At 70.7% G+C, this 24,334-nt stretch carries 21 protein-coding genes and 1 pseudogene; 14 read left to right on the top strand and 8 right to left on the bottom strand.

The window, feature by feature from the left end; all coding sequences use genetic code 11:
* Nucleotides 1–100: 100 nt before the first annotated feature.
* Nucleotides 101–2,770 (top strand): ABC transporter substrate-binding protein, encoded by a 2,670-nt coding sequence (locus ACF08B_RS28790; protein WP_392320059.1) that lies wholly within the window; start codon nt 101–103, stop codon nt 2,768–2,770.
* A gap of 38 nt (nt 2,771–2,808) precedes the next feature.
* On the opposite strand, the gene ACF08B_RS28785 is transcribed toward ACF08B_RS28790, so the two are convergent.
* The 4 genes from ACF08B_RS28785 to ACF08B_RS28770 all read right to left on the bottom strand — a co-directional run bounded on the left by ACF08B_RS28785 (nt 2,809) and on the right by ACF08B_RS28770 (nt 7,705).
* Nucleotides 2,809–4,107: a PP2C family protein-serine/threonine phosphatase gene (locus ACF08B_RS28785; protein ID WP_392320058.1), complete on the bottom strand. Its 1,299-nt coding sequence runs from the start codon at nt 4,105–4,107 to the stop codon at nt 2,809–2,811.
* Nucleotides 4,108–4,164: 57 nt separating this feature from the next.
* Nucleotides 4,165–4,863 (bottom strand): SDR family oxidoreductase, encoded by a 699-nt coding sequence (locus tag ACF08B_RS28780; protein ID WP_392320057.1) that lies wholly within the window; start codon nt 4,861–4,863, stop codon nt 4,165–4,167.
* Between the two features lie 442 nt (nt 4,864–5,305).
* Nucleotides 5,306–5,962: a fasciclin domain-containing protein gene (locus tag ACF08B_RS28775; RefSeq protein ID WP_392320247.1), complete on the bottom strand. Its 657-nt coding sequence runs from the start codon at nt 5,960–5,962 to the stop codon at nt 5,306–5,308.
* A gap of 102 nt (nt 5,963–6,064) precedes the next feature.
* On the bottom strand, nt 6,065–7,705 hold the full coding sequence (locus tag ACF08B_RS28770; RefSeq protein ID WP_392320056.1) for a molybdopterin-dependent oxidoreductase: 1,641 nt from the start codon (nt 7,703–7,705) through the stop codon (nt 6,065–6,067).
* A 331-nt stretch (nt 7,706–8,036) separates the two neighbouring features.
* Between ACF08B_RS28770 and ACF08B_RS28765 the strand changes: the two genes are divergently transcribed.
* Together ACF08B_RS28765 and ACF08B_RS28760 are read left to right on the top strand one after the other, a co-directional pair.
* On the top strand, nt 8,037–8,735 hold the full coding sequence (locus tag ACF08B_RS28765; RefSeq protein ID WP_392320055.1) for an alpha/beta fold hydrolase: 699 nt from the start codon (nt 8,037–8,039) through the stop codon (nt 8,733–8,735).
* 124 nt (nt 8,736–8,859) lie between these two features.
* Nucleotides 8,860–9,900, top strand: coding sequence for a vWA domain-containing protein (locus ACF08B_RS28760; RefSeq protein ID WP_392320054.1), 1,041 nt, complete (start codon nt 8,860–8,862; stop codon nt 9,898–9,900).
* A 103-nt stretch (nt 9,901–10,003) separates the two neighbouring features.
* Here the strand turns inward: ACF08B_RS28760 and ACF08B_RS28755 are convergent, their stop codons facing one another.
* Nucleotides 10,004–11,455, bottom strand: a complete 1,452-nt coding sequence (locus ACF08B_RS28755) for an ATP-binding protein (protein ID WP_392320053.1) — start codon at nt 11,453–11,455, stop codon at nt 10,004–10,006.
* Nucleotides 11,448–11,912, bottom strand: a pseudogene (locus ACF08B_RS28750) (DNA-binding response regulator); the annotation flags it as partial. The gene ACF08B_RS28755 and the pseudogene ACF08B_RS28750, both read right to left, overlap by 8 nt.
* Between ACF08B_RS28750 and ACF08B_RS28745 the strand changes: the two are divergent.
* The 4 genes from ACF08B_RS28745 (at nt 11,905) to ACF08B_RS28730 (ending at nt 15,064) form a co-directional block, all read left to right on the top strand.
* The gene (locus tag ACF08B_RS28745) at nt 11,905–12,501 is read left to right on the top strand and encodes a PepSY domain-containing protein (RefSeq protein WP_392320246.1); all 597 of its coding nucleotides are present in this window, start codon (nt 11,905–11,907) and stop codon (nt 12,499–12,501) included. The pseudogene ACF08B_RS28750 and the gene ACF08B_RS28745 sit on opposite strands and share 8 nt — an antisense overlap.
* Nucleotides 12,502–12,774: 273 nt before the next feature.
* Complete coding sequence (locus ACF08B_RS28740) at nt 12,775–13,503, top strand: hypothetical protein (protein ID WP_392320245.1); 729 nt, start codon at nt 12,775–12,777, stop codon at nt 13,501–13,503.
* A gap of 20 nt (nt 13,504–13,523) precedes the next feature.
* On the top strand, nt 13,524–14,099 hold the full coding sequence (locus ACF08B_RS28735) for a hypothetical protein (RefSeq protein WP_392320052.1): 576 nt from the start codon (nt 13,524–13,526) through the stop codon (nt 14,097–14,099).
* A gap of 203 nt (nt 14,100–14,302) precedes the next feature.
* Nucleotides 14,303–15,064, top strand: coding sequence for a class I SAM-dependent methyltransferase (locus tag ACF08B_RS28730; protein ID WP_392320244.1), 762 nt, complete (start codon nt 14,303–14,305; stop codon nt 15,062–15,064).
* 81 nt (nt 15,065–15,145) lie between these two features.
* Here ACF08B_RS28730 and ACF08B_RS28725 read toward each other — a convergent pair whose 3' ends face one another.
* Entirely contained in the window at nt 15,146–16,036 is an 891-nt protein-coding gene (locus tag ACF08B_RS28725; RefSeq protein WP_392320051.1) for a haloalkane dehalogenase, read from the bottom strand.
* Between the two features lie 205 nt (nt 16,037–16,241).
* Here ACF08B_RS28725 and ACF08B_RS28720 point away from each other — a divergent pair, with 205 nt between their 5' ends.
* Genes ACF08B_RS28720 through ACF08B_RS28695 form a run of 6 tightly spaced genes read left to right on the top strand, consistent with a single transcriptional unit; the run spans nt 16,242 to nt 22,789 of the window.
* Complete coding sequence (locus ACF08B_RS28720) at nt 16,242–16,919, top strand: hypothetical protein (protein ID WP_392320050.1); 678 nt, start codon at nt 16,242–16,244, stop codon at nt 16,917–16,919.
* Nucleotides 16,916–17,845, top strand: a complete 930-nt coding sequence (locus tag ACF08B_RS28715) for a hypothetical protein (RefSeq protein ID WP_392320049.1) — start codon at nt 16,916–16,918, stop codon at nt 17,843–17,845. The genes ACF08B_RS28720 and ACF08B_RS28715 overlap by 4 nt, the downstream gene beginning before the upstream one ends.
* A gap of 40 nt (nt 17,846–17,885) precedes the next feature.
* A complete protein-coding gene (locus tag ACF08B_RS28710) occupies nt 17,886–20,132 on the top strand; it encodes a PEP/pyruvate-binding domain-containing protein (RefSeq protein ID WP_392320048.1) in 2,247 nt (748 codons plus the stop codon).
* A 28-nt stretch (nt 20,133–20,160) separates the two neighbouring features.
* The gene (locus tag ACF08B_RS28705) at nt 20,161–21,039 is read left to right on the top strand and encodes a UbiA family prenyltransferase (RefSeq protein ID WP_392320047.1); all 879 of its coding nucleotides are present in this window, start codon (nt 20,161–20,163) and stop codon (nt 21,037–21,039) included.
* Nucleotides 21,040–21,074: 35 nt separating this feature from the next.
* Complete coding sequence (locus ACF08B_RS28700; RefSeq protein WP_176986358.1) at nt 21,075–21,725, top strand: glycerol-3-phosphate acyltransferase; 651 nt, start codon at nt 21,075–21,077, stop codon at nt 21,723–21,725.
* Entirely contained in the window at nt 21,722–22,789 is a 1,068-nt protein-coding gene (locus ACF08B_RS28695; protein WP_392320046.1) for a polyprenyl synthetase family protein, read from the top strand. Before ACF08B_RS28700 ends, ACF08B_RS28695 begins: the two co-directional genes overlap by 4 nt.
* Here ACF08B_RS28695 and ACF08B_RS28690 read toward each other — a convergent pair.
* Complete coding sequence (locus ACF08B_RS28690; RefSeq protein ID WP_392320045.1) at nt 22,726–23,436, bottom strand: glycerol-3-phosphate acyltransferase; 711 nt, start codon at nt 23,434–23,436, stop codon at nt 22,726–22,728. The two genes, ACF08B_RS28695 and ACF08B_RS28690, sit on opposite strands and share 64 nt — an antisense overlap.
* Nucleotides 23,437–23,782: 346 nt before the next feature.
* On the opposite strand from ACF08B_RS28690, the gene ACF08B_RS28685 reads away from it, so the two are divergent.
* On the top strand, nt 23,783–24,157 hold the full coding sequence (locus ACF08B_RS28685; protein WP_093471926.1) for a VOC family protein: 375 nt from the start codon (nt 23,783–23,785) through the stop codon (nt 24,155–24,157).
* Nucleotides 24,158–24,334: the final 177 nt, after the last annotated feature.

Raw genomic sequence — 24,334 nt, 5'->3', positions numbered from 1 at the left:
ATCCGAATCACTCATTAGGTTTCAGTGATTGCTTTAGCCCGGTTCGGCGGACATCGCTCATGGCATGTTGACCTCCTCACACCGCCTCGGGAGGATCCGCGTGCCCAACTCCCCCACGCCCATGGACGCGTCGCCGCGCTACCCCAGGTGGGCCGACCGACTCATACGCCAGCTGGACGCCTTCGCCGCCACCCGATCCGGAGCGGAGCGGGTGCCGGCCCTCGTCCTCAGCCGTCAGGAGGGCGGCGACGCCAGGTCACCCGCGTTCATGATCCGGGAGTACGCGCACCGGCTCTCACCGGTCCGCGGCACCTCCCACTTCCAGGTGCCGCATGCCGTCGTCGACGACCAGGAGCTCACCGGCGGCTTCCTCGCGGCGATCGACCGCGTGGCCCTGCGGTTCCAGCTCACGATGCCGTCGGGACGGCTGCGGCTGCCGTCCTTCCACACCTGCCGCGCCGTGCTGGAGGCGGAGCGGGGCACGGGGGATCTCCAGGCCCAACAGCAGCCGATCGTCGACGACCTGTACACCGCGCTGCTGACGAGGCGGAAGTCGCTGCGGGCCGGCGCGCGCGTCGCGGAGCTGTTGGGGCAGCACCTGCTGACCGGCTGGCTGCAAGGGCTCGTCGCCGCGCTGATCGTCGGCTTTCCCAAGCTCTGCTACCGCTTCCACCTGCGCCACCGGGGTCTGCGCTGGGTCGCGGACGAGAGCAACGCGACCTGCTTCCTGGACGCCGCACTGGCCTTCTGCCGCGACGGCGAGCTGGACGGCGAGGATCCGCGGGTGCGGCGGATCCTGCTGCGCGCGCTGCTCACCGACCTGCGGAAGGCCACCCGGAGCAGGACCTGGCTGAGCCATCTGTGGGCCCGGCGCCGGTGGTCCTTCGTCGTCCTCGTCCCGGAGATCGACGACGTGGACGGCGCCGGCCGGGCGTTCCTCGGCGCCTTCGAGGAACTCGCCGGCGACCAGCCGTCCAGACCCCTCCTGGTCCTGGCCGCCTGCGCGGGTCCGCCCCCGGCGTACGCCGCCCCGCTCGACGCCGACCTGAGCCGGCCGAACGGCATCCCCGACAGGGTCTTCACCTACCTCAAGGAAGGCAGTGCCGAGCCCGTGCGTCTGGTCACCCTGCCGGCCGAGGACGACACCGAGGGCAAGGCGAAGGAGAGGATCGAGACCCACCCCGGTGTCATGGTCCGCAGGGACCGCCCCCTGGACTGGATGCGTCCGGCCGTGCTTCCCGCGCTGGCCCTGGCGAGCGCCGGCGTCCTCCTGGCCCCGCACTACCTCTGGCCGACGCCCTCACCCAAGCCGCCGGCGGCGCCCGCGTGCGTCACGGTCGGGACGGGCGAGCGGGTGGGCGTCACGGACGGCAGGCAGTGCAGCCTCGCCGTGCCGGGAAGCCGCGGGAAGGAACTGCGCGACCTCGAACGCCAGGTCGCCGAGGAGAACGCCCTCGTCCCGGGAGGGCGTTACCGCACCCTGGTCTTCCTCGCTCCTCTCAGCCTCCAGAACGGCGTGTACGACGATCCGCCGGTGGGGCTGCAGATCCTGCGCGGTGCGATCGCGCAGCAGCACCGGCTCAACGCCGGGGTCCGCCAGAACAAGATGCCGATCCGGCTGCTGATCGCCAACACCGGCCAGTACTTCAAGTACGGCGCCAGGAACGCCCGCTCACCCAAGAATCCCGACGTCACCCGGATGATCGTCGAACGTCGGCGGAAGGACCACATCGCCGCCGTCATCGGGCTCACACAGAGCCGGCCCGAATCGCTCGAAGCAGCCCGGGAACTCGACCAGGCGGGCATCCCGGTCATCGCCAACGGAGTGACCGGCAGCAACATGGTCGGGCCCGACTCGCCGCAGCGCTACTTCCAGATCTCCGCACCGAACGCGCGGGTCGCGCCGGTCCTCGCCGACTTCATCGAACACTCCCCCACCGTGCACGGCCTCAGCAGCGGCAGACCGCACGCCGTGGTCGTGTACGACCCGACCGACGCGTACTTCAGCACGGACCTGAAGAACCTGTTCCTCGACTCCTACGGCAAGCACGGCGGCGTCGACCTGGTCGGCTTCAGCGAGAAACCCGGGGCGACCACACCGGACAACATCGCGACGGACGTGTGCAACAAGGTCTCCGCCACCCACGGCATCATCGTGTACCTGGGCCGTTCCGGGGTCCTGCCCAGCCTGCTCAACGCCATGCAGAGCGCGGGCGGACACTGCCAGCCACCGGAGGGCAGCACCATCCCGCTGATCGCCGAGAGCGCCCCCATCGACTTCCAGCTCCATCCGGCCGAGACGGCGCGCGCGTACCCGTACATGACGCTCCTGTACGAGACGGCGAACGCCCCCACGCAGGACCCCCGCGACCCCTACGCGCAGTTCACCCGGGATTTCGCGGCCGTCTTCGGCGGCCGCAGCGCCGACGCCGACGCCGCCGGCGGTTTCGACACGGTGGGCATCGTCACCAAGGTCGTCGAGAACCTGCTCCCGGCGTCCCACGACGTGCAGCCCAACGACATCTACCTGTGGCTCACCGCCCACGGAGTGTCCCAGTACCCCGGCGCCTCGGGCGTGCTGCGACTGGACGGCAAGCACAAGTACCCGCCGGACAAGGCGGTGTTCATCCGCGAGATCGGCCAGCCGGACGGCGCGACGGCCACCCTGCTCAGCTGCGGGATACTGCCCAACCGTCAGCATCCGGCACGCTGGGGGTCCGCGCCCGACACCTTCCCCTGCCCCCGGGACGGCACCCCGGCCGCCTTCTGATCCGGTGCCATGCCGAGGACGGCTGCACGAGGGTGCGGTCAGAGACCGACCACGATCAGTGCGATGTCGTCGCGTGCGCCATGGCTGACCCCCAGGCGCTCCAGCAGGGCGTCGGCCAGGTCGTCCGGGGTCTGCCCGAGGCAGTCGCGCAGGGTGTCGGTCAGACGCTGCAGTCCCTTGTCGATGTCTTCGTCACGGCGCTCGATCAGGCCGTCGGTGTAGAGGACCAGGATGTCCCCCGGGTGGTAGGCCGCTCCCGCCTGGGGGCGCGGCACATGTGTGGGTCTGGCACCTAGGGGCGGGTCGGTGGCCTGGTCCAGGAGTTGGCAGGTGCCGTCGGGGCGCATGAGGACGGGCGGCGGATGACCCGCGCTGGAGTAGATGACCAGCCGGGAGCGGGTGTCGACCAGCGCGGTGACGGCGGTCGCCGCCAGTGCGCCGTCGACGGAGCGGGCGTACAGGCCCAGCACCTCGAGTGCCTGGGCCGGGCCCGCCACGGCACGACTGGCCGCCGACAGGGCACTGCGCAACATGCCCATGACCGTGGCGGCCTCCAGGCCGTGGCCGACCACGTCGCCGACGGCCACGAAGAAGCGCCCGTCGGTCAGGTCGACGGCGTCGTACCAGTCGCCGCACACGTTCAGGGAGCCGATCGCCGGCAGGTAGCGCACCGCCACGTCGGAGTGCCGCGCCAGGTCGGGCGAGTGGAGCATGGCTTCCTGCAACGTCATCGCCACCTGCCGCTCGCGCGCGTGCGCCCGCCGCAGTTCCTCGTTCAACCGTTCCAGTTCCTTGGCGCGGGCGTACAGCTCCGCCTCCAGGCCCGCGGGCGGGGGGCCCGGCTGGTCGACGGGTTCCGGCCGCCGCCGCTCGCGGCGGCTGCGGACGAAGCCGGTCACGTCCTCGACCCGATGGATGATCCACGCGACCTTGCCGTCACGTCCGATCACGGGAGTGTTGACCGGTGACCACCAGCGTTCCTCGAAGGAGCCCGGCTGCCTGGTGACGGGGATGTCGTACCGCTGGACGGCCATGGTGTCGGCCCTCCCCGTGGTGAGCACCCGTCGCAGGGAGGCCGACAGGTTCCGCCTGCCGTCGGCCTCCGGGTCGGCCGGGTTGTCGGGGAACGCCTCGAAGATGTACTGCCCGAGCAGTTCCTGACGGGTACGGCCGGTGACCCGGCAGTAGGCGGCGTTCACCCCGACGATCACCAGACCGGGGTCGACGACCAGGTAGGGGCTGGGTGTGGCGGCGAACAGCGCGGCGTAGTCGACCAGGTCACCGCTCGGCTGCTCTCCGAAATCAGTAGCACCCACGTGTCCAATGTAAGCGGGCATCGCCCGGCGGGCTCGCGTACGCGCCGCCGCCGCGGAGGACCAGCGTCGCGGGGGCGGTCAGCGCCCGGCGTACAGCGTCTCCAGGTCTCCCGAGAGCGCGGCGCGCACACGCTGGGTGACCTCGTCGACGAGCACTTCGGGTGCATCGTCGAGCAGGGCGGCCATCGTCATCTCGGCCACGTCGGCCGCGAGGATCTTCGGGGAGTCGATGTCCGCCGCGAGGTCGGTGTCCACGTAGCCCGCGTGCACGCCGACGACCAGCGTGCCCTGTTCGCGCAGCGCCAGCCGGAAGGCGTTCGTCAGCGACCACTGGGCGGACTTGGACGCCGCGTAGCTCGGGAGCCGCCGGTTGGCCACCCAGGACGCCACGGACAGCATGGTGACGAGTGCCCCGCCGCCGTTGGCGGCCAGCACGGGCGCGAACGCCCGGGACACGGCCCAGGTGCCGAAGTAGTTGACCTCCATCTCGCGCCGTGCGCCGTCGAACGACCCTTCCAGGAGGGCCGGACCACCCGCGACGCCGGCGTTGTTGATGACGATGGTGACGTCGTCCGCGGTGCGCGCCGCCGCGGCCACCTGCTCCTCGTCGGTGACGTCCAGCCGCAGCGGGGTGACTCCGGGTTCGCGCATGCTCTCCGGATCCCGGACACCGGCGTAGACCTTGGCGGCACCGTGCGCGAGCAGCGCCCGGGCGAAGGCCAGGCCGATGCCGCGGTTGGCTCCCGTGACGAGAGCGGCGGAACCCTTGATGTCCATGGTCGGCCCTTCTGTGAGGGAGTGGAATGTCGAACGTCCTGCCGGCCCGGCGGACGCCGTCACTCGACGCAGAGGGCGAGGCCGGCAGCGGCGTGCGGGAAAGGGGCCGGACACCTCCCGGCCCTCGTCCCAGTCTCCCCTTCCGGCATGCTGATCGCCTTCCGGCACGGGCGGCGGACCGGACCGGCCGGGGACCCGTCCCGGTCGGCGGGGCCGGCGCGGCGGCCGGGAGAAGAAGGAAAACGGGCCGGCTGGGCGTCGCCGACGGCCTCGAAGAACCGCCCGACGGCCCAGCCGGCCGTGCCCGCCCAGGCCAGGGAGGACAGATCATCCGCAGGGCGACAGGTTCCGGTCGCCCCGCGCGCGGGCGGGCATCGCCTCGTACCGCGGGTCCTCGCCGTGGCCGCGGCCACGGTGCGGGGCCGGCGGGCGCTGGGGGGTGTCACATCTTGGGCATCAGGACGGTGTCGACGATGTAGACGTTGGCGTTGGCGGTCCTGACGTTGCCGCAGACGACCTTGGCGGTGTCGTTGACCGTGTAGGACTCGCCCGATCCGGTGGTCGTCACCCTGGACTTCTCCAGCGTGTCGAAGGAGCCGTTCTCCAGGTCCTTCGGCGCGAGCTTCTGGCCGACGACGTGGTAGGTGAGGATCTTCGTCAGCTGGGCCTTGTCGGCCAGGACCTTGTCCAGGGTCGCCTTGGGGATCTTCTTGAAGGCGTCGTTGGTCGGCGCGAACACCGTGATGTTCTGGGCGTTGTTGAGGGTGTCGACCAGGCCGGCCTTCTTCACCGCGGTCACGAGGGTGGAGAGCGCCGGGTTGTTGGAGGCGGCGGTGGCCACCGGGTCCTTGGCCATGCCGTCGAAGGAACCGGCGCCGTTCTTCGGCACGGCGGAACAAGCCGCACCGAACGGCTGGTCCATGCTGCTCGCGCCGCCGCTCGAACCACCCGTGTCGGCACCGCTCTTCGTGGCCGAGGCCGACGCCTTGCCGGCGGAGTCGGACTTGTCCGAGTCGCCGCCGGAGCAGGCGGAAAGAGCCAGGGGCAGTACGGCGGCCGCGGCGAGAAGGCCGGAGGTACGGCGGATACGCGTGTTCATCATGTTCTCCTGTTGAATCGCGCAGCACTGTGCGGCTGCGTCAGGGGGTGTGGGGAAAGTGGCTCTGGAGGGCACGAGGCCCAGGTGACGAGGCCGGCCGCGTCATTCGACGGTCACGACCACCGAGTGCCATCCGCCGGCGCCGTCGGGGACGGTGCGGGTGCGTCTTTCCGTCTGCACGGCTCCCGTGCGGTCGGTGGCGCGCACCGTGAGGGTGTGGCTGCCCTTGGTGGCCTGCCAGGCGAGGGACCACTGGCGCCAGGTGTCCCGGGTGTCCTCGGCGGCCAGGTGGGTCTCCTGCCAGGGGCCGTCGTCGACGCGGACCTCGACCTTGTCGACGCCCCTGTGCTGGGCCCAGGCGACACCGGCGACCATCACCGTGCCGGCGTCGGGCCGGGCGAACGGCCTGGGGGTGTCGATGCGCGACTGGGTCTTGACGGGAGCCTTGCGCGCCCAGCCGCGCTTGACCCAGTAGGAGTCGTAGGAGGCGAAGGTGGTGAGTTCGATGTCCTCGATCCACTTGCAGGCCGACACGTAGCCGTACAGGCCGGGGACGACCATCCGGACGGGGAAGCCGTGCTCGAAGGGCAGGGGTTCGCCGTTCATGCCGAGGGCGAGCATCGCGTCGCGGCCGTCCATGACGTCCTCGACCGGGCTGCCGATCGTCATGCCGTCCACCGAGCGGGCGACCAGCTGGTCCGCCGGTCCACCGTGGGACGGGGGCCGCACCCCGCACTCGGCGAGCAGATCGGCCAGTCGTACGCCGGTCCAGCGGGCGTTGCCGGCATAGGGCCCGCCGACCTCGTTCGACACGCAGGTGAGGGTGATGTCCCGCTCGATCAGCTCCCTGCGCAGCAAGTCGTCGAAGGAGTGGACGGCCGGACGGCGCACCCCCTTGCCGTGTACGCGCAGCCGCCAGCCGGTGGCGTCCACCTTGGGCACCACCAGCGCGGTGTCCACCCGGTAGAAGTCCTCGTTCGGGGTGACGAAGGGACTGATCCCGGGGACCCGCGGCCCCGCCCGCTTCGGTACCGGCCGCGCCGGTGACCCTGGGCGCGGCAGTACGACCCGCCGACGCGAGGCGACGGCGTTCTGGCCGCGCGAGCCGTTCAGCGACCGTCCGACGCCACCCACGGCGGCCGAGGCCGCCGCGGCGGAGGCGGCAGCCACCACGAACCCCCGGCGGTCCCAGTCCTCGGCGGCGGTCCTTTCGGCTCCCTCCTCTCCGGCCGCGGGCCCGGACTCCGGTGAGGATGACTCCCTCACCGTGGTCAGGCGGTGGACCAGGGCGTACAGCAGCAGCGCTCCGACGAGCGCCCCCACGACGGACGGCAGGGCGTCGGTGATGCCCTGGGAATCGGGGCGGCTGAGGGCGGCCGCTGCACCGACGGCCCCGAAGAGCAGGACCCCGGCGGCCCCGGCCCGCCTGAACCGTGTCGCCAGCACACCCAACCCCAGGGCCAGCACGGCCAGTACGGCGAGGATGCCGAGCTGCAGGACGAGCTTGTCGTCGGTGCCGAAGTGGCGGATCGCCCAGTCCTTGACCGGGGCGGGCGTCGCGTCGATGGCCGCGCCTCCGACCGCGACGACCGGACCGGCCTGCGGCCGCACCGCCGCCGCGGCCAGTTCTGCGACGGCCAGGGCGGCGCAGCCGGCGAGCACTCCGCTCAGCGCGCCCAGCGCGCCCAGCGCAAGACGCGGCGGAACCGGCCGTGTTCGCTGATCCTTCTCTTCGTCCCTCACGCCGGGAATCCGGTTCTGCCCGCCCACCGGATTGGTGATCCCCCCGATCAGGCGAAAGAAGATCTCGCACCAATCCGCCGTGCGTTCCGCAACGGATGAAGGGCTTCACCTGTTCCGGCTCGCGGCCTTTCCCTCGTCCGCGGACGGCCGGGCGGCCCGACGCGACGTCGGCGGGGAGTACTTGCTCAGCACCCGATACGGCTGGAGCATCAGCCGCACGACAACCCGTCCGTCGAACCCGGCGCGCCACCAAGCCGCTCCCCCGGCAGCCCCGGATTCTCCGCGCGGGACATCGCCGCAGGTGGGCTCCAGGGAGGAAGGCATCGAATCGATGGTGCGAGGTCACAACGGCCGACCGGCCGACCCGGCTCTGTGCGTCCGGCACTGCCCGCAGCAGCCGGAAGCCGCGGTCATCACCCTCCACGGAGGACGGGCGGACGGCTACCAGACGTCACGGCCCTGGCATCTGGCGGCGCTGAGGATGCGTCCGGTCCTTCGCACCGCGGCGTCGGCCGTCTCGCTCCGGGAAGCGGTGCTGGGACACGTCCGCTACCGACACCGGGGGTGGAACCACGAGGATCCCCTCCAGGACGCCTACCGCGCGCTCGACGAACTCGAACAACTCGCGGGTCCGGTACCGGTGGTCCTCATCGGCCACTCCATGGGAGGCAGGGCGGCCCTGCGCGCGGCCTCCCATCCGCGGGTACGCGGTGTCGTCGCCCTCGCCCCCTGGCTGCCACCGGAGGAACCCACGGCACACCTGCGCGGCAAACGCGCCGTCGTCCTGCACGGCGACCGCGACACCGTGACCAGTCCGGACGCCTCCCTGCGCTACGTCCGCCGGGCCCGGCTGTCGGAGTCCCGCGCGGGCATCGTCCTGATCCGGCACGGCGACCACGCGATGCTGCGCCGGGCCGCCCTGTGGCACCGCTGCGTCGGCGGACTGGTCGCGGACCTGCTGCGCCCGCGGGAGAGCCCGTCGGGACTGGCCGCCGCGAGCTACACGGCCACCCTCCCTCTCCTGCTGTAGGCAATCGGGCCGACCTGCCCTTCGACGCTCTCCGCCGGTCTCCGCGCGCGGTCGGCGTTCAAGATCGATTGTCAGTGGTGGGTGGGAGAGTAGGAGCATCAAGACGGAACGAGGGGGAGCTGTCATGTCAGGAACCCAGAACTACATCAACCACGTCGCCCTGGTGCTGGACGCGAGCTCGTCCATGAGGCATCTGAGCAGCAAGGTCATCGAGGTCGCCGACCAGCAGATCGCCTATCTCGCCCGCCGCTCAAGGGAACTGGACCAGGAGACCCGCGTCACGGTGTACGTCTTCGCCGACAAGGTGGAGTGCGTCATCTACGACAAGGACGTGCTGCGGATGCCGTCGCTGAAGCAGCTGTACCGGGTCGGTGGCATGACGGCACTGCTGGCGGCCGCGCTGAAGTCGCAGGCGGAGCTGGCGCAGACGGCCCAACTGTACGGCGACCACAGCTTCCTGACGTTCGTCCTCACCGACGGTCAGGAGAACGCGAGTCACCGCTGTCCCGACGCCCCCACCAGGGATCCTCGTGAACTGGTGCGGGCCGTGGCCGAGATGATCGAGACGCAGCAGGACAACTGGACACTGGCCGTCCTCGTGCCGGACCAGATGGGCAAGCGCGAGGCCATGCGCTGCGGCTTCCCGAAGGACAACATCGCCATCTGGGACGCGACGAGCACCCAGGGTCTGGAGGAGGCCGGCCAGGTCATCCAGGAGGCCACCGAGAAGTTCATGGTGGGCCGCACCAAGGGCATCCGGGGATCGCGCGCGGTGTTCTCCGTGGGAGCCGAGGCGGTCAACAAGGACACCATCAAGGCGGCCGGCCTCACTCCGGTGGATCCGGCGCAGTACGAGCTGATCCCGGTGGCCCGGGACGCGGCGATCCGGGAATGGGTCGTGGAGAGCGGCCACACCTACCGTACGGGTGGTGCCTTCTACCAGTTGAGCAAGTCGGAGAAGATCCAGGCGCGGAAGCAGATAGCGGTGCTGGAGAAGAAGACGGACCGGGTGTACACGGGCCCGGAGGCCCGAGCCCTGCTCGGCCTGCCGGACGTGGAGGTGCGCGTCAAGCCGGACCACAACGACGACTTCACGATCTTCGTGCAGAGCACCAGCGTGAACCGGAAGCTGGTGCCGAACACCCGGCTGCTGCTGATGAACTGACGCCTCGACGGTCGGCCGCGCTCACGCGATCCCCGCGGGTGGCCGTCAAGGCGCTCCACGGGACAACTGCATCGGCGAAGGACGGGGTTCGGCATGCCGAAGGTCAGCGAGCGCGGGGCAGGCCGATCCGGAAGGCGGCTCCTCCGGCGGGGGCGTCGGTCAGGGTCAGGGTCCCCTCGTGGCGGCTGACGACGTCGCGGGCGATGGCCAGGCCCAGGCCGGCTCCGCCCTCGTCGCGGCTGCGGCCCTCGTCGAGGCGGACGAACCGTTCGAAGACGCGCGTGCGGTCGGCCGGGGCGACGCCGTCTCCGTCGTCGGCCACGCTCAGCACGACGGCGTCGCCCACGGCGTCCACGGTCACGGTGATGCCGGTGGACGCGTGCCGCTGGGCGTTGTCCAGCAGGTTCCCCAGCACCCGGGCGAGCTGGTTCCTGCTGCCCCTCACCTCCAGTGCGGTGTCGGCGGCGGTGACGGCGGGGGTGATGCGGTCGGTCCGCGCGCGCCGTGTCACCTCTTCACGCACCAGGGCACCCAGGTCGACCAGGGTGTCCGCCGGCCGCTCGCCGGCGTCGAGGCGGGCGAGCAGCAGCAGATCGGTGGCCAGGTGCTCGAGGCGCACGACGTCCTGCAGCAGGTCGGGCACGTCGAGCAGATCGGAGTGCTGTTCCGCCACCTCCAGTTGGGTGCGCAGGGAGGCGATGGGGCTGCGCAGTTCGTGGGAGGCGTCGGCGACGAAACGGTGCTGGCGCTCCACCGACTGCTCCAGCGCCGCCAGGGTCTGGTTGGTGGTCCGAGCCAGCCGGGCGATCTCGTCGCGCGAGCCGGGCTCGGGCACCCGGCGGGCCAGTTCGCCGCTGCCGGTGATCTCCGCCATCTCCGCCCGGATGCCCTCCACCGGCCTGAGCGCTCGCCGCGTGACCAGCCAGGTGACCCCCGCGACGACGACGAGGAGACACGGCAGACCTGTCAGCATCGCGCGGACGACCTGGTCCGACGTGGCCTGTTCGTCCGCCAGCGAGGCCCCCGCGTACACGGTGTAGGTACGGCCGTCGTACGTCGTTCCCTGCACGGCCGCGAACCGGTACTCGTGGGACTCGTCGCCCACCCGCACGGTGAGCGTCCTGCGTTCGACCTCGGTGCCGACCTTGCCGCGCGCCGGGGTGCTGTCGTGCCCGTGGTCGTCGTTGTCGTCGTCGTCCTCGCGCCTGCCGCCCGACGCCGTGCCCTCGGGTGCGGGTGCGGGCGCGTAGTCGCTGATCGCGCCGCGTCCGCGCAGTTCGTCACCGGCGGCCAGCACCTTGCCCGACGCGTCGGCGACCTGCACGAGGTCGTCCTCGTCGTCGGGCAGGTCGAGGGTGCCGAAGTCGCCGTTCAGCGTGGCCTGGGCGCCCGCCACGGTGCGGGCGGTGACCTCGGCCTCCAGGCCGGCCCGCTCGGTGAGGTTGTGCCGCAGGACGGCGACGACGAGGATGCCCGCGGCGACCAGGGCGATCGAGACGACCGCGGTGGCGGCCAGCGCGGCACGGGCGCGCACGGAGGCGAACGGTCTAGGCATGACGGCCCCCGTCGGCCTCCAGCCGATAGCCGGCCCCGCGCAGGGTCGTGATCGACCGCCGTCCGAAGGGCACGTCGATCTTTCGGCGCAGGGCGCTGACGTAGACCTCGACGATGTTGGGGTCGCCGTCGTAGGCGAAGTCCCATACGTGATCGAGGATGTCGCTCTTCGACACCACCTGCCCGGCGTGCACGGCGAGGTGTTCCAGCACCGCGAACTCCTTGGCCGTCAGGGCGATGTCCGTCCCGGCGCGCTCCGCGCGCCTCGCGGCGGGATCGACCGTCAGGTCCCCGATGCGCAGCACCTGGACGCCGGCCCGGGTGCGGCGGCGCAGCAGCGCGCGGATGCGGGCGAGCAGCACCACGTACGAGAACGGCTTGGTGAGGTAGTCGTCCGCGCCGGTGTCGAGGCCCTCCGCCTCGTCGTACTCACCGTCCTTGGCGGTGAGCATGAGGATCGACGGCGATCACAGGGGGGTGGAGACGGCCGCGGCCGGCTCGGCCGGGACCGATCGCGACGACCACGGCGACCACGGCGACCACGCCAGTGACCGCACGATCGTCAAGGCCGGCAAGGTCGATCTGAAGCAGGCCGTGGCGGTTGCCACCCGGTCCACGGCGGGCACGGTCACCGAGATCGAACTCGACGACAGCCTGGGCAAGCCGGTCTGGAAGGCCGAGGTCGTCGACGCCCGGGGCACCGAGCGCGCGTTCACCGTCGACGCCACCGATGGCACGGTCACCGCCACCGGCACGGCGAAGGACGACGACTCCGACGACGACGACGCCACCCTCGCCAAGTCCGCGGGGACCGACGCGACCAGGGCCGTGGACGCGGCGCTCGCAAAGCTCAAGGGCACCGCGACAGCCGCGGAGCTCGAAGGCGAACACGGCACGCCCGTCTGGCACGTCGACGTGACGGACGCCAAGGGCCGCGACCACGAGGTCACCGTCGGGGCCCGGTCCGGCAAGGTCACGGCCTCGGAGGCCGACGACCACCACCGGCACGGCGGCTCCGACGACCACGACCACGACCACGACGACTGACGGCAGAGCACGGAGGTGCTGATGTACTGACGTGCCGCGAACCGGGCGGGGACCGCTCCGGCGGACACCCCCGCCCCGCCCGGACATCACCGGCTCACGGATCTCGACGCGAAACGACGGCAAATCACTCCCCGAACCCACATGCAGCAAAAGGGATGTGCCCGTCAGGACCTTGACCGGGCGCCGCTTCGACGGAGGATGGGAGCAGGGTGGGTCCGCGTGGTGAAGTGTGGGCCTCTGACAACGCCGACAGCAGGGAGCGTTTCCTCCGACATGGATGTCTCTCCGTTCAAGCCTTCTCTCGTCAAAGCGGTGTTCAGGGACGTGACCCCGATGCACGTCTCCCGGTCGGCCGCGTGGGCCGCCGCGTCGGTGACGCGGACCGTGCTGACGGAGATCATCGACGGCGCGAGGAGAGCGGCGGCGGAGGAGGCCCGGAAGAAGCTGATTCCCGGGGACCTTCTCTCGGCGATCGAGCGGAACGTCGAGCTCGAGGTGGGGGACAAGTGGTACGACCACAGCCCGACGTTTCAAGGCCTGACCGGTGTTCTGTACGACGCCGAGGGTGTCATCGTGCCTTCTCGTAAGCGCGGCAGGTCACGCAAACCGAGTGCTGTGGTGGGTGCCCACAGATTCGAGGCCGGGGTCAAGAAGCTGCTGCGGAGCCGGGGAGCGACGGCGGTCCCAGTGATGGTCCGCGACCTGGACGGAATCGCGAGCGTGTTCCTGACGGACCTCGCCCGAGACGCGGCCAGGGTCGTCCGCGAGGGCGGGGTCAGACGTTTTGGTACGGTCACCCTGGTGATGTCGGGTGAACCGGCCCCACCTCCGTCCCCCAAGGAGTCCTTCCGGGCCGCGTCCGCCCGCAGGGAGGACGGGCGGACCATCGGCAGGGATGACGTCCTGGCCGCCACCACGATTCAGTTGTTCGGCGGCAGCCTCAGGCAGCGAGCCCTCACCGAAGCACGCGAGGCGACACAGAGTCAGCGCCGGTCTCGATGACGGTGCCGTTGAAGGGAATCATGCGCCGGACCGCCACCGTATCCACCGCCCTCATCACCGTCTGCTGTCTGGCGCCTCTCACCGCCTGCACCGGCGGCGACAACAACAGCAGCCCAAAGCCGAGTACGCGTACGGCGCTCAAGCTGAGCCAGAGCGCCGACACTGCCGGTGCCGGGGGCGACGGGACCATGCGCATCACCCCCGACACCGTGCTCTACCTCAGCAGGACGAGCAGCGGCACCCCCGAGCGCGACCTGTACGCCATCGTCACCTTCAGCGCCGAGAACCGCTCCAAGAGACCGGTGACGGCCACGACAAAGACGGGTGGTTTCCGCTGGAAGGCAGCCAACGGGCACACCGTCAGCGCAGGGAACAGCAAGAACGCGGCGAGGATCGCACCCACGGGTTTCGCCGACGGCGGCCCGACCGTCGCCAGTGGCACCTTCCGCAGAGACACTGTCACCTTCGACATCACCAACGCGGAGAGGGGCGGCACCCTCCTGTACGTCGACGGCAACGGTGACGCCTATCGATGGCAGATCCCCGCCACCAGTTCTGGTCGTGCGGTATCGGCGTTGAAGCTTGCTCTCACCTGAGTGATCCCCGAGCTGGGGATCCCACCCGAACCGCTTTCCGGTGGCGGAGCACGGCCCGGAGGCCGACTTGGAGCGGTTGCGCGCGACGGGCAGGCGGCCGGCTCGGTGCGGGGCCCTGTCGATGCCTCGGTGGATGAGGCCCCCTTGGCGCTACCGTAAGGAGGGTGACGGGAATCGACGCCCGCCGGCGGTGGTCCGAGTCCATGCCGGCAGCCTACGATCAGTACCTCGCGCCGGTGGTCTTCCGGCCCTTCGCCGAGGATCTGGCGGCCCGAGCGGCCGCACTCCACCCCCGGCGGGTCCTCGAACTCGCCGCAGGGACCGGCGTTTTGACGTCCAGCCTGCTGGTGGCGGCGTCGTCGGCCGACGTGACGGCCACCGACCTGAACGAGGCCATGGTCGCGTTCGGGTCGGCCCGGGTCCCGGACGCGGTGTGGCAGCAGGCCGACGCACAGTCGCTGCCGTTCCCGGACGGCAGCTTCGACCTGGTGGTCTGTCAGTTCGGCGTGATGTTCTTCCCCGACCGGCACGCGGCCTTCGCCGAGGTCCGCCGGGTGTTGACGCCGGGCGGCCGATTCCTGTTGAACACCTGGGGCCCGCTCGGCACGCACGCCTTCGGAGCCGCTCTGCAGGCCGGGTTGGAGCGGGCCTTTCCGGCCGACCCGCCGCAGTTCCTCCCGACTATTCCACACGGCTACTCCGACCCCGCCCTCGTGTCCGAAGACCTGACGGCCGCTGGATTCACCATCGAGGAACGGCAGGAACTGACTCTGGAGGGCCGGGCCGCGTCGGCCGCCGATGTCGCGACCGGATTCCTCGCCGGAACTCCGGTGCGCGCGGCCGTCGAGGAGCGCGGCGACGCGCCCGGGGCCCGGGCCACCGTCATCGAAGAAATGACGGCCCGCCTGGGCCCGGGGCCGGTTGCCGCCCCCATGACGGCGTACGTCTTTCGCGGCGCGTCCTGAGCGCAAGAGGGCCTGCGCCCGTACCTGCCGCGCCTGGGCCCGATCCGGCCCGGGCTACGCGACTACCGTGACCCGTGGTTCTCACCCCGCGTCAGGCAGACCGCTCAACCAGGCCGCGAGAGCCGCGCCGATCTCGTCCGGGGCGTCCTCCTGCACCATGTGGCCGCCTCGGACGGTCAGGTGTGTCTGGTGCGGCCAGGCCCGGGCGACGGCCCGGTGCGAGGGGAACATGGCCCCCGGAACGGCCTCGATGAACAACTTGGGCACCGTCGACTTCGCCAGCCATGCGGCATAGCGCGTGATGGCCTCGTGCACCTCGCGCGGCTCGCCCGCGACGGGCACCTCGCGGGGCCACGTCAGCGTCGGCCTGCGCGATTCCCCGGGCTCCGCGTAAGGGCGGCGGTACACGGCCATCTCCGCCTCCGACAGACCGCGCAGCACCTCCGTGGGCAGAACCTCCTCGACGAAGAAGTTCCGGTCGAGGACCATGCCCTCGCCCGCGGCGGAACGGATCGCCCGGAAGACGGGCACCGCGGACTCCGGCCAGTCGTTCCAGGAGTCGATCGGGGCCACGAACGCCTCCATGTAGGCGATCGCCCGGACGGCGGAGGGGTGACGGTACGCCCAGTCGAAGCCCAGGGCCGAACCCCAGTCCTGCGCCACCAGGGTCACCCGCTCCCGCACACCCAGCGCCTGGAGGAGCGCGTCGAGGAATCGGCGATGCTCCACGAAGCGGTACGAGCCCGGTCCGCTGTCGGGGAGCTTCGCGGAGCCCCCCATCCCGATCAGGTCGGGGGCGATGCAGCGGCCCTTGTCCACCAGGTACGGCAGCACGTTCCGCCAGACGTACGACGAGGTCGGGTTGCCGTGCAGGAACACGATCGGATCGCCTTCGCCCTCGTCGACGTAGGCCATCTCGAGTCCGCGGACGTCGATACGGCGCTTCCGGTAGCGCTCCCCCGCCGAAATCATGCAGCCCTCGCTTCCGCCGCTCCACCGCACGAGGTGATTATGAGCCGATTCGGCCGGAATGCCGGGACCGATTCGGGAGAAGCGGACATAGAACAAAATTACGATCGTACCGACCCCTTGACCGAAGCCGACCCTGGCGGGAACCTGCTTGGCCTGCGACGGGATCGGGGGGACTTCGAGCATGCCCGAAAGGGTTCTTCAGTATGTGGATTCACCGGACTACGCCCACGATCTGCGCGCCGTCCGCACCGCCTGGACCGCCCCCGGAATTCTGGGTGGAGCGGGCATGTTCGTCTTCACCACCTACGTGACTCTCCCGCTGCTCACCCGCGTGGGATCGGCCGACGGTCGCGAAAGCGCGCTGATGCTGCGCAAGATCGCCGACGGTGGACGGGAGAAGCAGTTCCTGATGAGCCTGCTCGGCATCGGGGGCGCGCACGCGCGGGGCCCGGGCATAGCCGATCCCGCGGTGCGTCGGCGTATCGGTGAACTCGGTGCCGTCCACAGAGGGCTCCCGGGCATGAAAGGCGAATACCTCGACGTCTTCGCCGGTGTCATCGCCCTCTCGTACCCGCGCACCGCGGCCGCCCTGAAGTACCGCCCCGACACGGACGACTGTGACCGGTACTGGCGCTACTTACGCCATTCCTTGGCACTCTTCGGAGCCCGACTCGGCGACCGGGAAACGGTTACCGACCTGTGCGAGCGATTCGTGACGCGGCACTCCGGAGCCGACCGCCATGCCCGCGCCTGTCTGGCCCAGCTCTGGGCCGCCCATCCCCGGCACATGACGACGTGCCACCGGGCCCTGTTCCCGGCAACGCGAAGAGTCGTCGGCACCACGCTCGCCGCAGAGCCGGACCGGCGCCGGTGCGCCTCATGACGGTCCTTCCGCGCACGGCCGGTCGCACCCGCACGGCGTTGCGGCTGCTCCCCGGATACGGCCGGCACCTGCTCCTTCACCCGTACCGCAAGGGACTGCCCGCCGCCTCGGGCGGCCGGGCGCTGGAAATCGCCGCCTACGACCTCTTCGTCGGCCTGCTGCTGGCCGGTTTCACCGAGGCGACCGGTCGGCGGACACGGCGGGGAACGGCGCAACTGCTCATCCTGGTCAACAGGATCGCCTTCCTGCTCGACGACGAGTTCGAGCGCCGCGTCGGCCTCGAATCCGTGCACTTCGACGAACTCGCCCGGACCTCGGACATCGAGCAGGCCATCGTCAACATGCGTGCCCATCTCGACGCCACCTGTGACCCGGCCCGGCGCGACAGGATCCGCCGGGCGCTGCGCCGGACCGTCGACAAGGACTACCGGCGCTACGCCACCTCGATCGAGAGCCGAAGCACCACACCGTCGGTGGACGAGCTCCTGGAGGACGCGGAGGTCGACTGCGGCGTCGTCATGCGACAACTCGCCGAACTGATAGGCCTGTTCCAAGGACGTATCGCACCGCAAGGTGCTCTGGACGACTTCCACGCACTTGGCCTCGCCTGCCGTTTCGCCGACGACCTCAGGGACTGGCGGCACGACCACATGACGGGCGGGGCGAACATACTCCTGAGTCTCGTCGACCGGCACCCGATCGAAAGCCGGCGCCTCGCACGGGCGCGGGAATCGGGCGTCCGGATGAGCGAGAAACAGTGGAGCCGTTGCTGCCCCGTCGCCTTCTCCGAGTTCACCCGCCTCTACGAGAGGCACTACGCGGTCATCCGCTCCCCCTCCCTGCGCATCGCCGCGGATCTGATGATGGAGCCGGGTCGCGCCGGTCACCGCGCGAGAACCGACGGGCCGACGGCCGCCCGTGCATAGGTCCCGGGCGCGGAACACAGGCAACAGACAAGGAAGCCCCATGCATGAACCGTCGGACCCGCCCACCACTCTGGCACTCACCGACGGCCGGGCGACGGACCCTCAGGTCACCGGGTACAAGGCGGCCACTCTCGCCCGGCTGCTGAGAGAGGGGTTCCCGTGCGCCGACGGCGTCGTCATCCCCACCTGGATCCACCGGCGACACCAAGAGGACACCGCCACCGCTCCAACCGGCCGGGCCGGCCACGTGGCCCCCCTGGAGCACGCCCTTGCGGAGATCACGGACCTCCACCCCACGGAGCCGCTCGCCGTACGGTCCTCCGGCACCGCCGAGGACACGGTCGAGGCCTCCTGCGCAGGCCTGCACACCAGCGTGCTCGACGTGACCGGCCCCGACGCGCTGCGGACCGCTGTCCTGGAGTGCTGGGCGTCCGCGGACAACCCCGCACACGCCGGGTACGCGGAAGCCGTCGACTCTCCGCCCATGGCGGTCCTGGTGCAGCGCATGCTCGAACCCGAAGCGGCCGGCGCCGCCTTTGCCACCGGATCCGAGGCCGGCGGCCCGGGCGCGGTGTCCGTCTCCGCGGTACGGGGCCGCGCGGACCGGCTGATGCAGGGAGAGTCACCTGCCGACGAGTGGACGGTCACGGGCACCCACGCCGACCGCATGCGGAGCACCTGTGAGGTCATCACCTCCGAACAGGCTGTCGCCGTGGCGGAGTTGACTCGGCGGGTCTCCGCGGCCCTGTCCTGTCGCGCCGAGATCGAGTGGGCCCTGCGCGACGGCGACATCACCCTGCTGCAAGCCCGGCCGGTGACCCACGCCGACGCGGTCGAGCCCGCCTGGCCGGTGCCGGCGCGCGGCGAGTGGCGGCGCGACATCCGCCTCGGTGAGTGGCTGCCCGAACCGGTGACCCCGCTGTTCGCCACCTGGTTCCTGCCGGCGGTCGACCTGCGGTTCCGGCGCGCCCAGTGGCAGCGCAGCGGAGTGCTGGTGTCCACACCGTCGTACCGGATCGTCAACGGCTGGTACTACCACTCCCCGCTCGGTGAGCGCCGCTCCGTCGCGCTGCTCGAAGGGATGCTCGTCAACCCCCGCTTCGCCTGCGCCATGCTCGCCGGCCGACACCGGCCGTCGGTCTCCGACAGGTTCGTCACGGCCAAGGAGACGGCCGCACTCGACCACCACACACGCCGGTACCGCGAGCTGCTGAGCTCGGTGACCGCCGGGTTCGAGTCGATGTCCGAACTCCAAGTGGCCGAGTTCGTGGACCGCGTCGTGGCGGTCGTCGGAGACTACCTGTGGCCGATGCTCCTGGTGGGTGGCGCCGCCTGGCGTGCCGAACAGGCGCTGGCCCGCTACTACCGGCGGCGGCTGCACCCTTCGCTGGGGGCGCCGTACCAGGAGCTCCTGGTGGAGCGTGGACGGAGCGAACCGGCGCCCGCGCACGCGGTCTCCACCCTGGACTGGTACCGGCCGACCCTCGGCGAAGTGGCCGAATCCCCGGATCCGCGGGCAGCCGCTCCCGTGACACGCGCCACCGGCGCCTTGCGGCTCGAGCAGGCGTGTCTGTCGGTGCTCCTGCAGCACAACACCGATCCGGCCCCTTTCCAGCGTCTGCTCACCCTCGCACGGGACAGTGCCCGCCGACGACGGCTGCACACCGGGAAGCTCACCGAACCCTGGCCGGTTCTCCGGCGGGCTCTGCACCGGCTCGGTACGGCTCTCGTGGACCAGGACGTCATCGACCGCCCGGAAGACGTGCACTTCCTGACCCTGCCCGAACTGCGGACCGCCCTCTCCACCGGATCGGGCACCTCCCTACGGGAGGCGGTCGCGGACCGGGTTTCCGTCTGGACCCGTCAGCGCGCCTTGCGCCCGCCGATGGCGCTGGGCACCGCGGCCTGCCTGCTCCCGCTCCTGCTCGGGCGTCCGACCACGGAGAGCGCGTCGGACGGCGACGTACTGCACGGCATCGGGGTCAGCCCCGGAAGGGCCACCGGCCGGGCCAGGATCGTCGACCGTCCGGAGACGGCGCGGATGGCGGCCGGTGACATCCTCGTCGTCCGCTCCCTCGTGCCGGCGCTCGCTCCGCAGATCATGCGGGCCGCGGCGGTCGCCGCCGACGTGGGAAGTGTGGCCGCGCACATGTCGGTCATCGCCCGCGAGTACGGCGTGCCTGCCGTCGTCGCCCTGCACTCGGTCACCCGGAGCATCCGTGACGGCGACGTCATCACCGTGGACGGTACGACGGGCCGCGTACATCGGCGCGGGGCCGTGGGGTAACGCGGCGGACGAGGAGACGAAACCATCCATGGCGCACAGCGCTTCCCACCTGGGGACGGTGAATCGGCTCACCGCAGCCTGCCGGATCACCCGTCCGATCACGTGTCTGCTGGCGGCGCTGTCCGCGGCGTGCGGCGGCACTCTGGCGGGCCACCCGGCCGCGACGGGCTGGGGCCGTGACGCCCTGTCCATGGTGTCCATGGCCGGGGTGATGGGCGTCGCGAACGCCGTGAACGACATCGCCGACCTGCCGGCCGACCGGATCGGCAAGCCCTGGCGACCCATGGCCTCCGGACAGCTGGGGGTCCGTACCGCCTGGTCCGTGGTCCTGGCGCTGGCGCTGCTGACCATGACGACCGCCGCCGCGCTGGGACCGACCCAGACACTTTTCGCCGGTGCACTGCTGCTGCTCGACCTCGCCTACTCCTACCGGCTCAAGGACACCGTGCTGGTCGGCAACCTCGTCGTCGGTGTGGTCTGTGGCGGCACATTGCTGTTCGGCGCCTCGGTCACCGGCGGACTCACCCTCCGCCCCTGTGTGGCGGCCGGGACGGTCCTGCTGTTCGTGCTCGGCTACGAGATCGTCAAGACGTTGCAGGACAGCGCTGCCGACGGCGAGGCCGGCTTCCGCACGCTGGCCACGGTCTTCCGGCCGGAGGTGAGTGTCGGCGCCTACGCCGCCGTGGCCGCCGCCCTGTGCCTGGCGGTGCTCGCCGTAGGCGCCCCGGTCAGTTCGGCACCCTCCCTGTTCCTCGTCTGTGCCGCCCCGTTCCTGATCGCGCCGGTATGCCTGTGCGCCTGGATCCTGTGGACCTCACCGGATCGAGACGCCTCGACGGCGCGGGTGCTGCTCATTCTGCGCCTGGCCTGGTTCCCGGGCCTGTTCTCCCTTGCCCTGCTCAAGTAATGCCCTGCTCGAACGAGGTGTGTGGTGGATACCTGATGAACCTGACGAACCATGTGCATACGCATCACATCGCGCTGGTGACGGGCTATGCCGTCGTCAGCTATCTCATCGGCTGCGTCTCGACCAGCTACTACGTCACGAAGGCCCACATCGGGCAGGACATCCGCGACCTCGGCAGCGGGAACGCGGGCGCCCAGAACGTGGGCAAGGTCCTCGGCCGACCCTGGTTCTTCGTCATCCTGCTCCTCGACATGCTCAAGGGCTACGTCGTCGTCCTAGGCGGTATCCACCTGGGCCTGTCGAGCACGGTCGTCACCCTGGGGATCGTCGCCGTCGTCTCCGGGCACATCTGGCCGGTGCACATGGGGTTCAGGGGCGGGATGGGCATCGCCACCTCGCTCGGTGCCGTGCTGGCGTTCCACTGGCTCGTGATGGCCGGCATCGTCGGGATCTTCGCCGCGACCTACTTTCCCCAGTTGTGGACCGGACGCATCGTGGCCCGCAAAGCGGCCGCAAGAAGTGCGGTCGCGGCGATCAATCTGACGGCTCTGTCGATGGTGCTGCTCAAGGAGCCGTTCATGAGCTGGTTCTCGCTCATCATCCTGGGCTTCGTCCACTACGCGGCCTACCGGTCACGCCTCGCGAGGGGCTGGCCGCGCCCGGCCAGGGACAGGGCGGCCGCATGAGCACCGCACTGCGCGAGCACTACGCGGACCAGTTGCACGCCATCGACGAGCGCATGCGCGCCGGCTTCGCGCTCTGGCCGTGGGGTCACCACGACCGTATGCGCGCGCTGGTGGAACGCCAAGTGGCCCGGAAGGGCAAACGGCTCCGGTCGCTGTTCGCCCTGCTCTGCGCGGAACTCCTCGGCGGCGACCTGGAGAAGGCGCAGCCGCTGGCCGCGGCCGTCGAGTTGTACCACGCCGCGTCACTGGTGCTCGACGACGTCCAGGACAACGCGGACTTCAGGGACCGCGACCGTGCGGTGCACGTCAGCGAGAGCGTCAGCAACGCGATCAACCTCGCCTGTGTCGTACGGTCGTTCGCGCACCATCCGCTGCACTGCTCCGATCTCACGCTGATCGAGAAGGACGGGGTGCGGCACCAGCTGGATGTGATGGCGACACTCGTACCGCTCGGCCAGAGCATGGACATCGGGTGGCACCAGGGCTGGTACGACTTCCGTTCGGTGCCCTACGAGGAGCTGATCCGGCTCAAGACCGGTGCGCCTTTCGCCTGTGTCGCCGCGGGTGCCGCCGTGACCGGTGGCCGGGACGAGGCCACGCGTGCGGCGATGGAGCGGCTCGGCTACCGCGTCGGAATCCTCTACCAACTGGTCGACGACCACAACGACATGTTCCAAACTGCCGGGGACGGCGACGGGGAGGACGCGTCGGGCCGCGTGCCGAGCGACCTCGTGGAGGGCAAGTTCACCCGACCGATCGGCTTGCTGTGCGAACGGCTGAGCGCGGACGGCCGTGACGATCTGGCCGAACAGGTGGTGGCCCGGCTGCGGGATCCCGGCGAAGACGGTCCACGGTGGATTCTGGACCTCATGGCCGCCCACTCCGTCGCCTCACGAAGCGTCCGGGAGATCCACGACCGAGCGGTGGGCATCGAGCGGGACGCCGCGGCGCTCTCCCACGTTCACGGCGTCGCGACCGGCCGCATGTCGGAGTTCGTCCGTCATCTCGCCGCGATGGCCGGCGGGGGGTCTCGCCCCTTCGAGGTGCTTCCGTCCCGGTCGTAGAGCAGTCGTTCCAGGTAGCGGGTCACAGGCAGCCCCGCACGCATTTCCAGTCTGTTGCCAAGGATCCGCTTCGCCCAGATGGGAGCGAGGACCGCGGCGACGGACGGCAGCGCCGCACGCCGCCTTCGAGTCAGCAGGGTGTCCGACAGCAACAGGAGTTGGGAAGCGAAGGCTCCGAGTCCCGACTCCCGGCAGGCATAGCCGAGAGTGGGGCCGCCGAGGATCAGGGCGGCCCCCCTCCAGTCGGTGCTCAGCAGTGCTCCGGTCGCCGGCATGATGCCCCGACCGCCTGAACCCCGCAGAAAGGGCGACCAGTTGTGGCCGGCGACCACCAGTGCCGCGTGCAGGGCGACCGTGTGCCGACCACGCCCGGCCAACCTGGTGGCCGCGTATCCCTTGGCCATGTCCAGCGCCGCCACCGTCAGAAACGGCACGAGTCCCGCGGCCCGGTACGCCCCGGTCGCCGACACGCACTCCGGGTGTGCCGTGCGCAGGTCGACACCCACCGCACACCTGGCCACCAGCTGCGCGGACGGCAGCGCCCCGATGAGGAACGCGCACCCGGCTCGCCACAGTCCCGCGCCTACGGGCATGACCGGTCTCGCTCCGACCGGTTCCGCGCTCTCGAAGACGACGCTGTCAGGCACCCTCAACTCCCCACGTCCGGCCAGGCCCGGTGCCCTGGGAGCCTGTCCCACGGCTGCGCCTTCATGCGCGGCGCCGACGACCGGTGCCCGCTCCCTGAGCGTGGTGGTGGCCGTGGAGGCGCGGCCAGGGCGGCCGTGCTTCGCCGTTGCCGCAGTCAGGGAGAACAACTAGGGTTGCTCGACGTGAACACCGGACCGGCACTACGCCACGCACGGATCGGCTACCCGGTGGAGGGCTGATCGCACGGTGGGTGCGCGAACGGCACCCCACTTCGGCACGCGGACCTCCCCGCGCTCGCGCACGACGAGTCCCTTTCCCGCGCGCAGCGACAGCGAGGTCAACCGCATGTCAGTCACGTTCAACCACACCATCATCGCCGCCAAGGATCGCGGTGAGTCGGCCCGGTTCTTCCGCGAACTGCTGGAACTTCCGGAAGCGCCGTCCTGGGGTCCGTTCATCAACATCCAGCTCCACGACGGGGTGCTGCTCCAGTTCGCCGAGCCGCCGGTGGAGATCCAGATGCAGCACTACGCGTTCCTGATCGACGACGACCTGTTCGACCGGGCGTACCGGCGGCTGTGCGACCGCGGTGTCGAGCACTGGGCTGATCCGCAGATGCGACGCCCCGGTGAGATCAACGACGAACACGGCGGACGGGGGGTGTACTTCAAGGACCCCGCCGGTCACGCGATCGAGCTGATCACCCGTCCGTACCTGTAGGCGAGTCCGCCGACCGGGACGAAGCCGGCCGGGCGCCCGAAACGCGGCGCCCGGCCGGCGATCCGCCTAGGGCCTGTCGTTTGGATCAGGCCGGCCTGGCTCACGGTGCCTTGTCGGCCGGCCCGAGCGGGGCGTGGTGCGTGCAGCCGCAAGGCGGAGGAGGGCGGCGACGCGGAG

Source organism: Streptomyces sp. NPDC015139, assembly GCF_043079785.1.
Classification (GTDB): domain Bacteria; phylum Actinomycetota; class Actinomycetes; order Streptomycetales; family Streptomycetaceae; genus Streptomyces; species Streptomyces albidocamelliae.
Note: the sequence above shows the minus strand (reverse complement) of the source record. Positions and strands in the feature narration are given on the sequence as shown.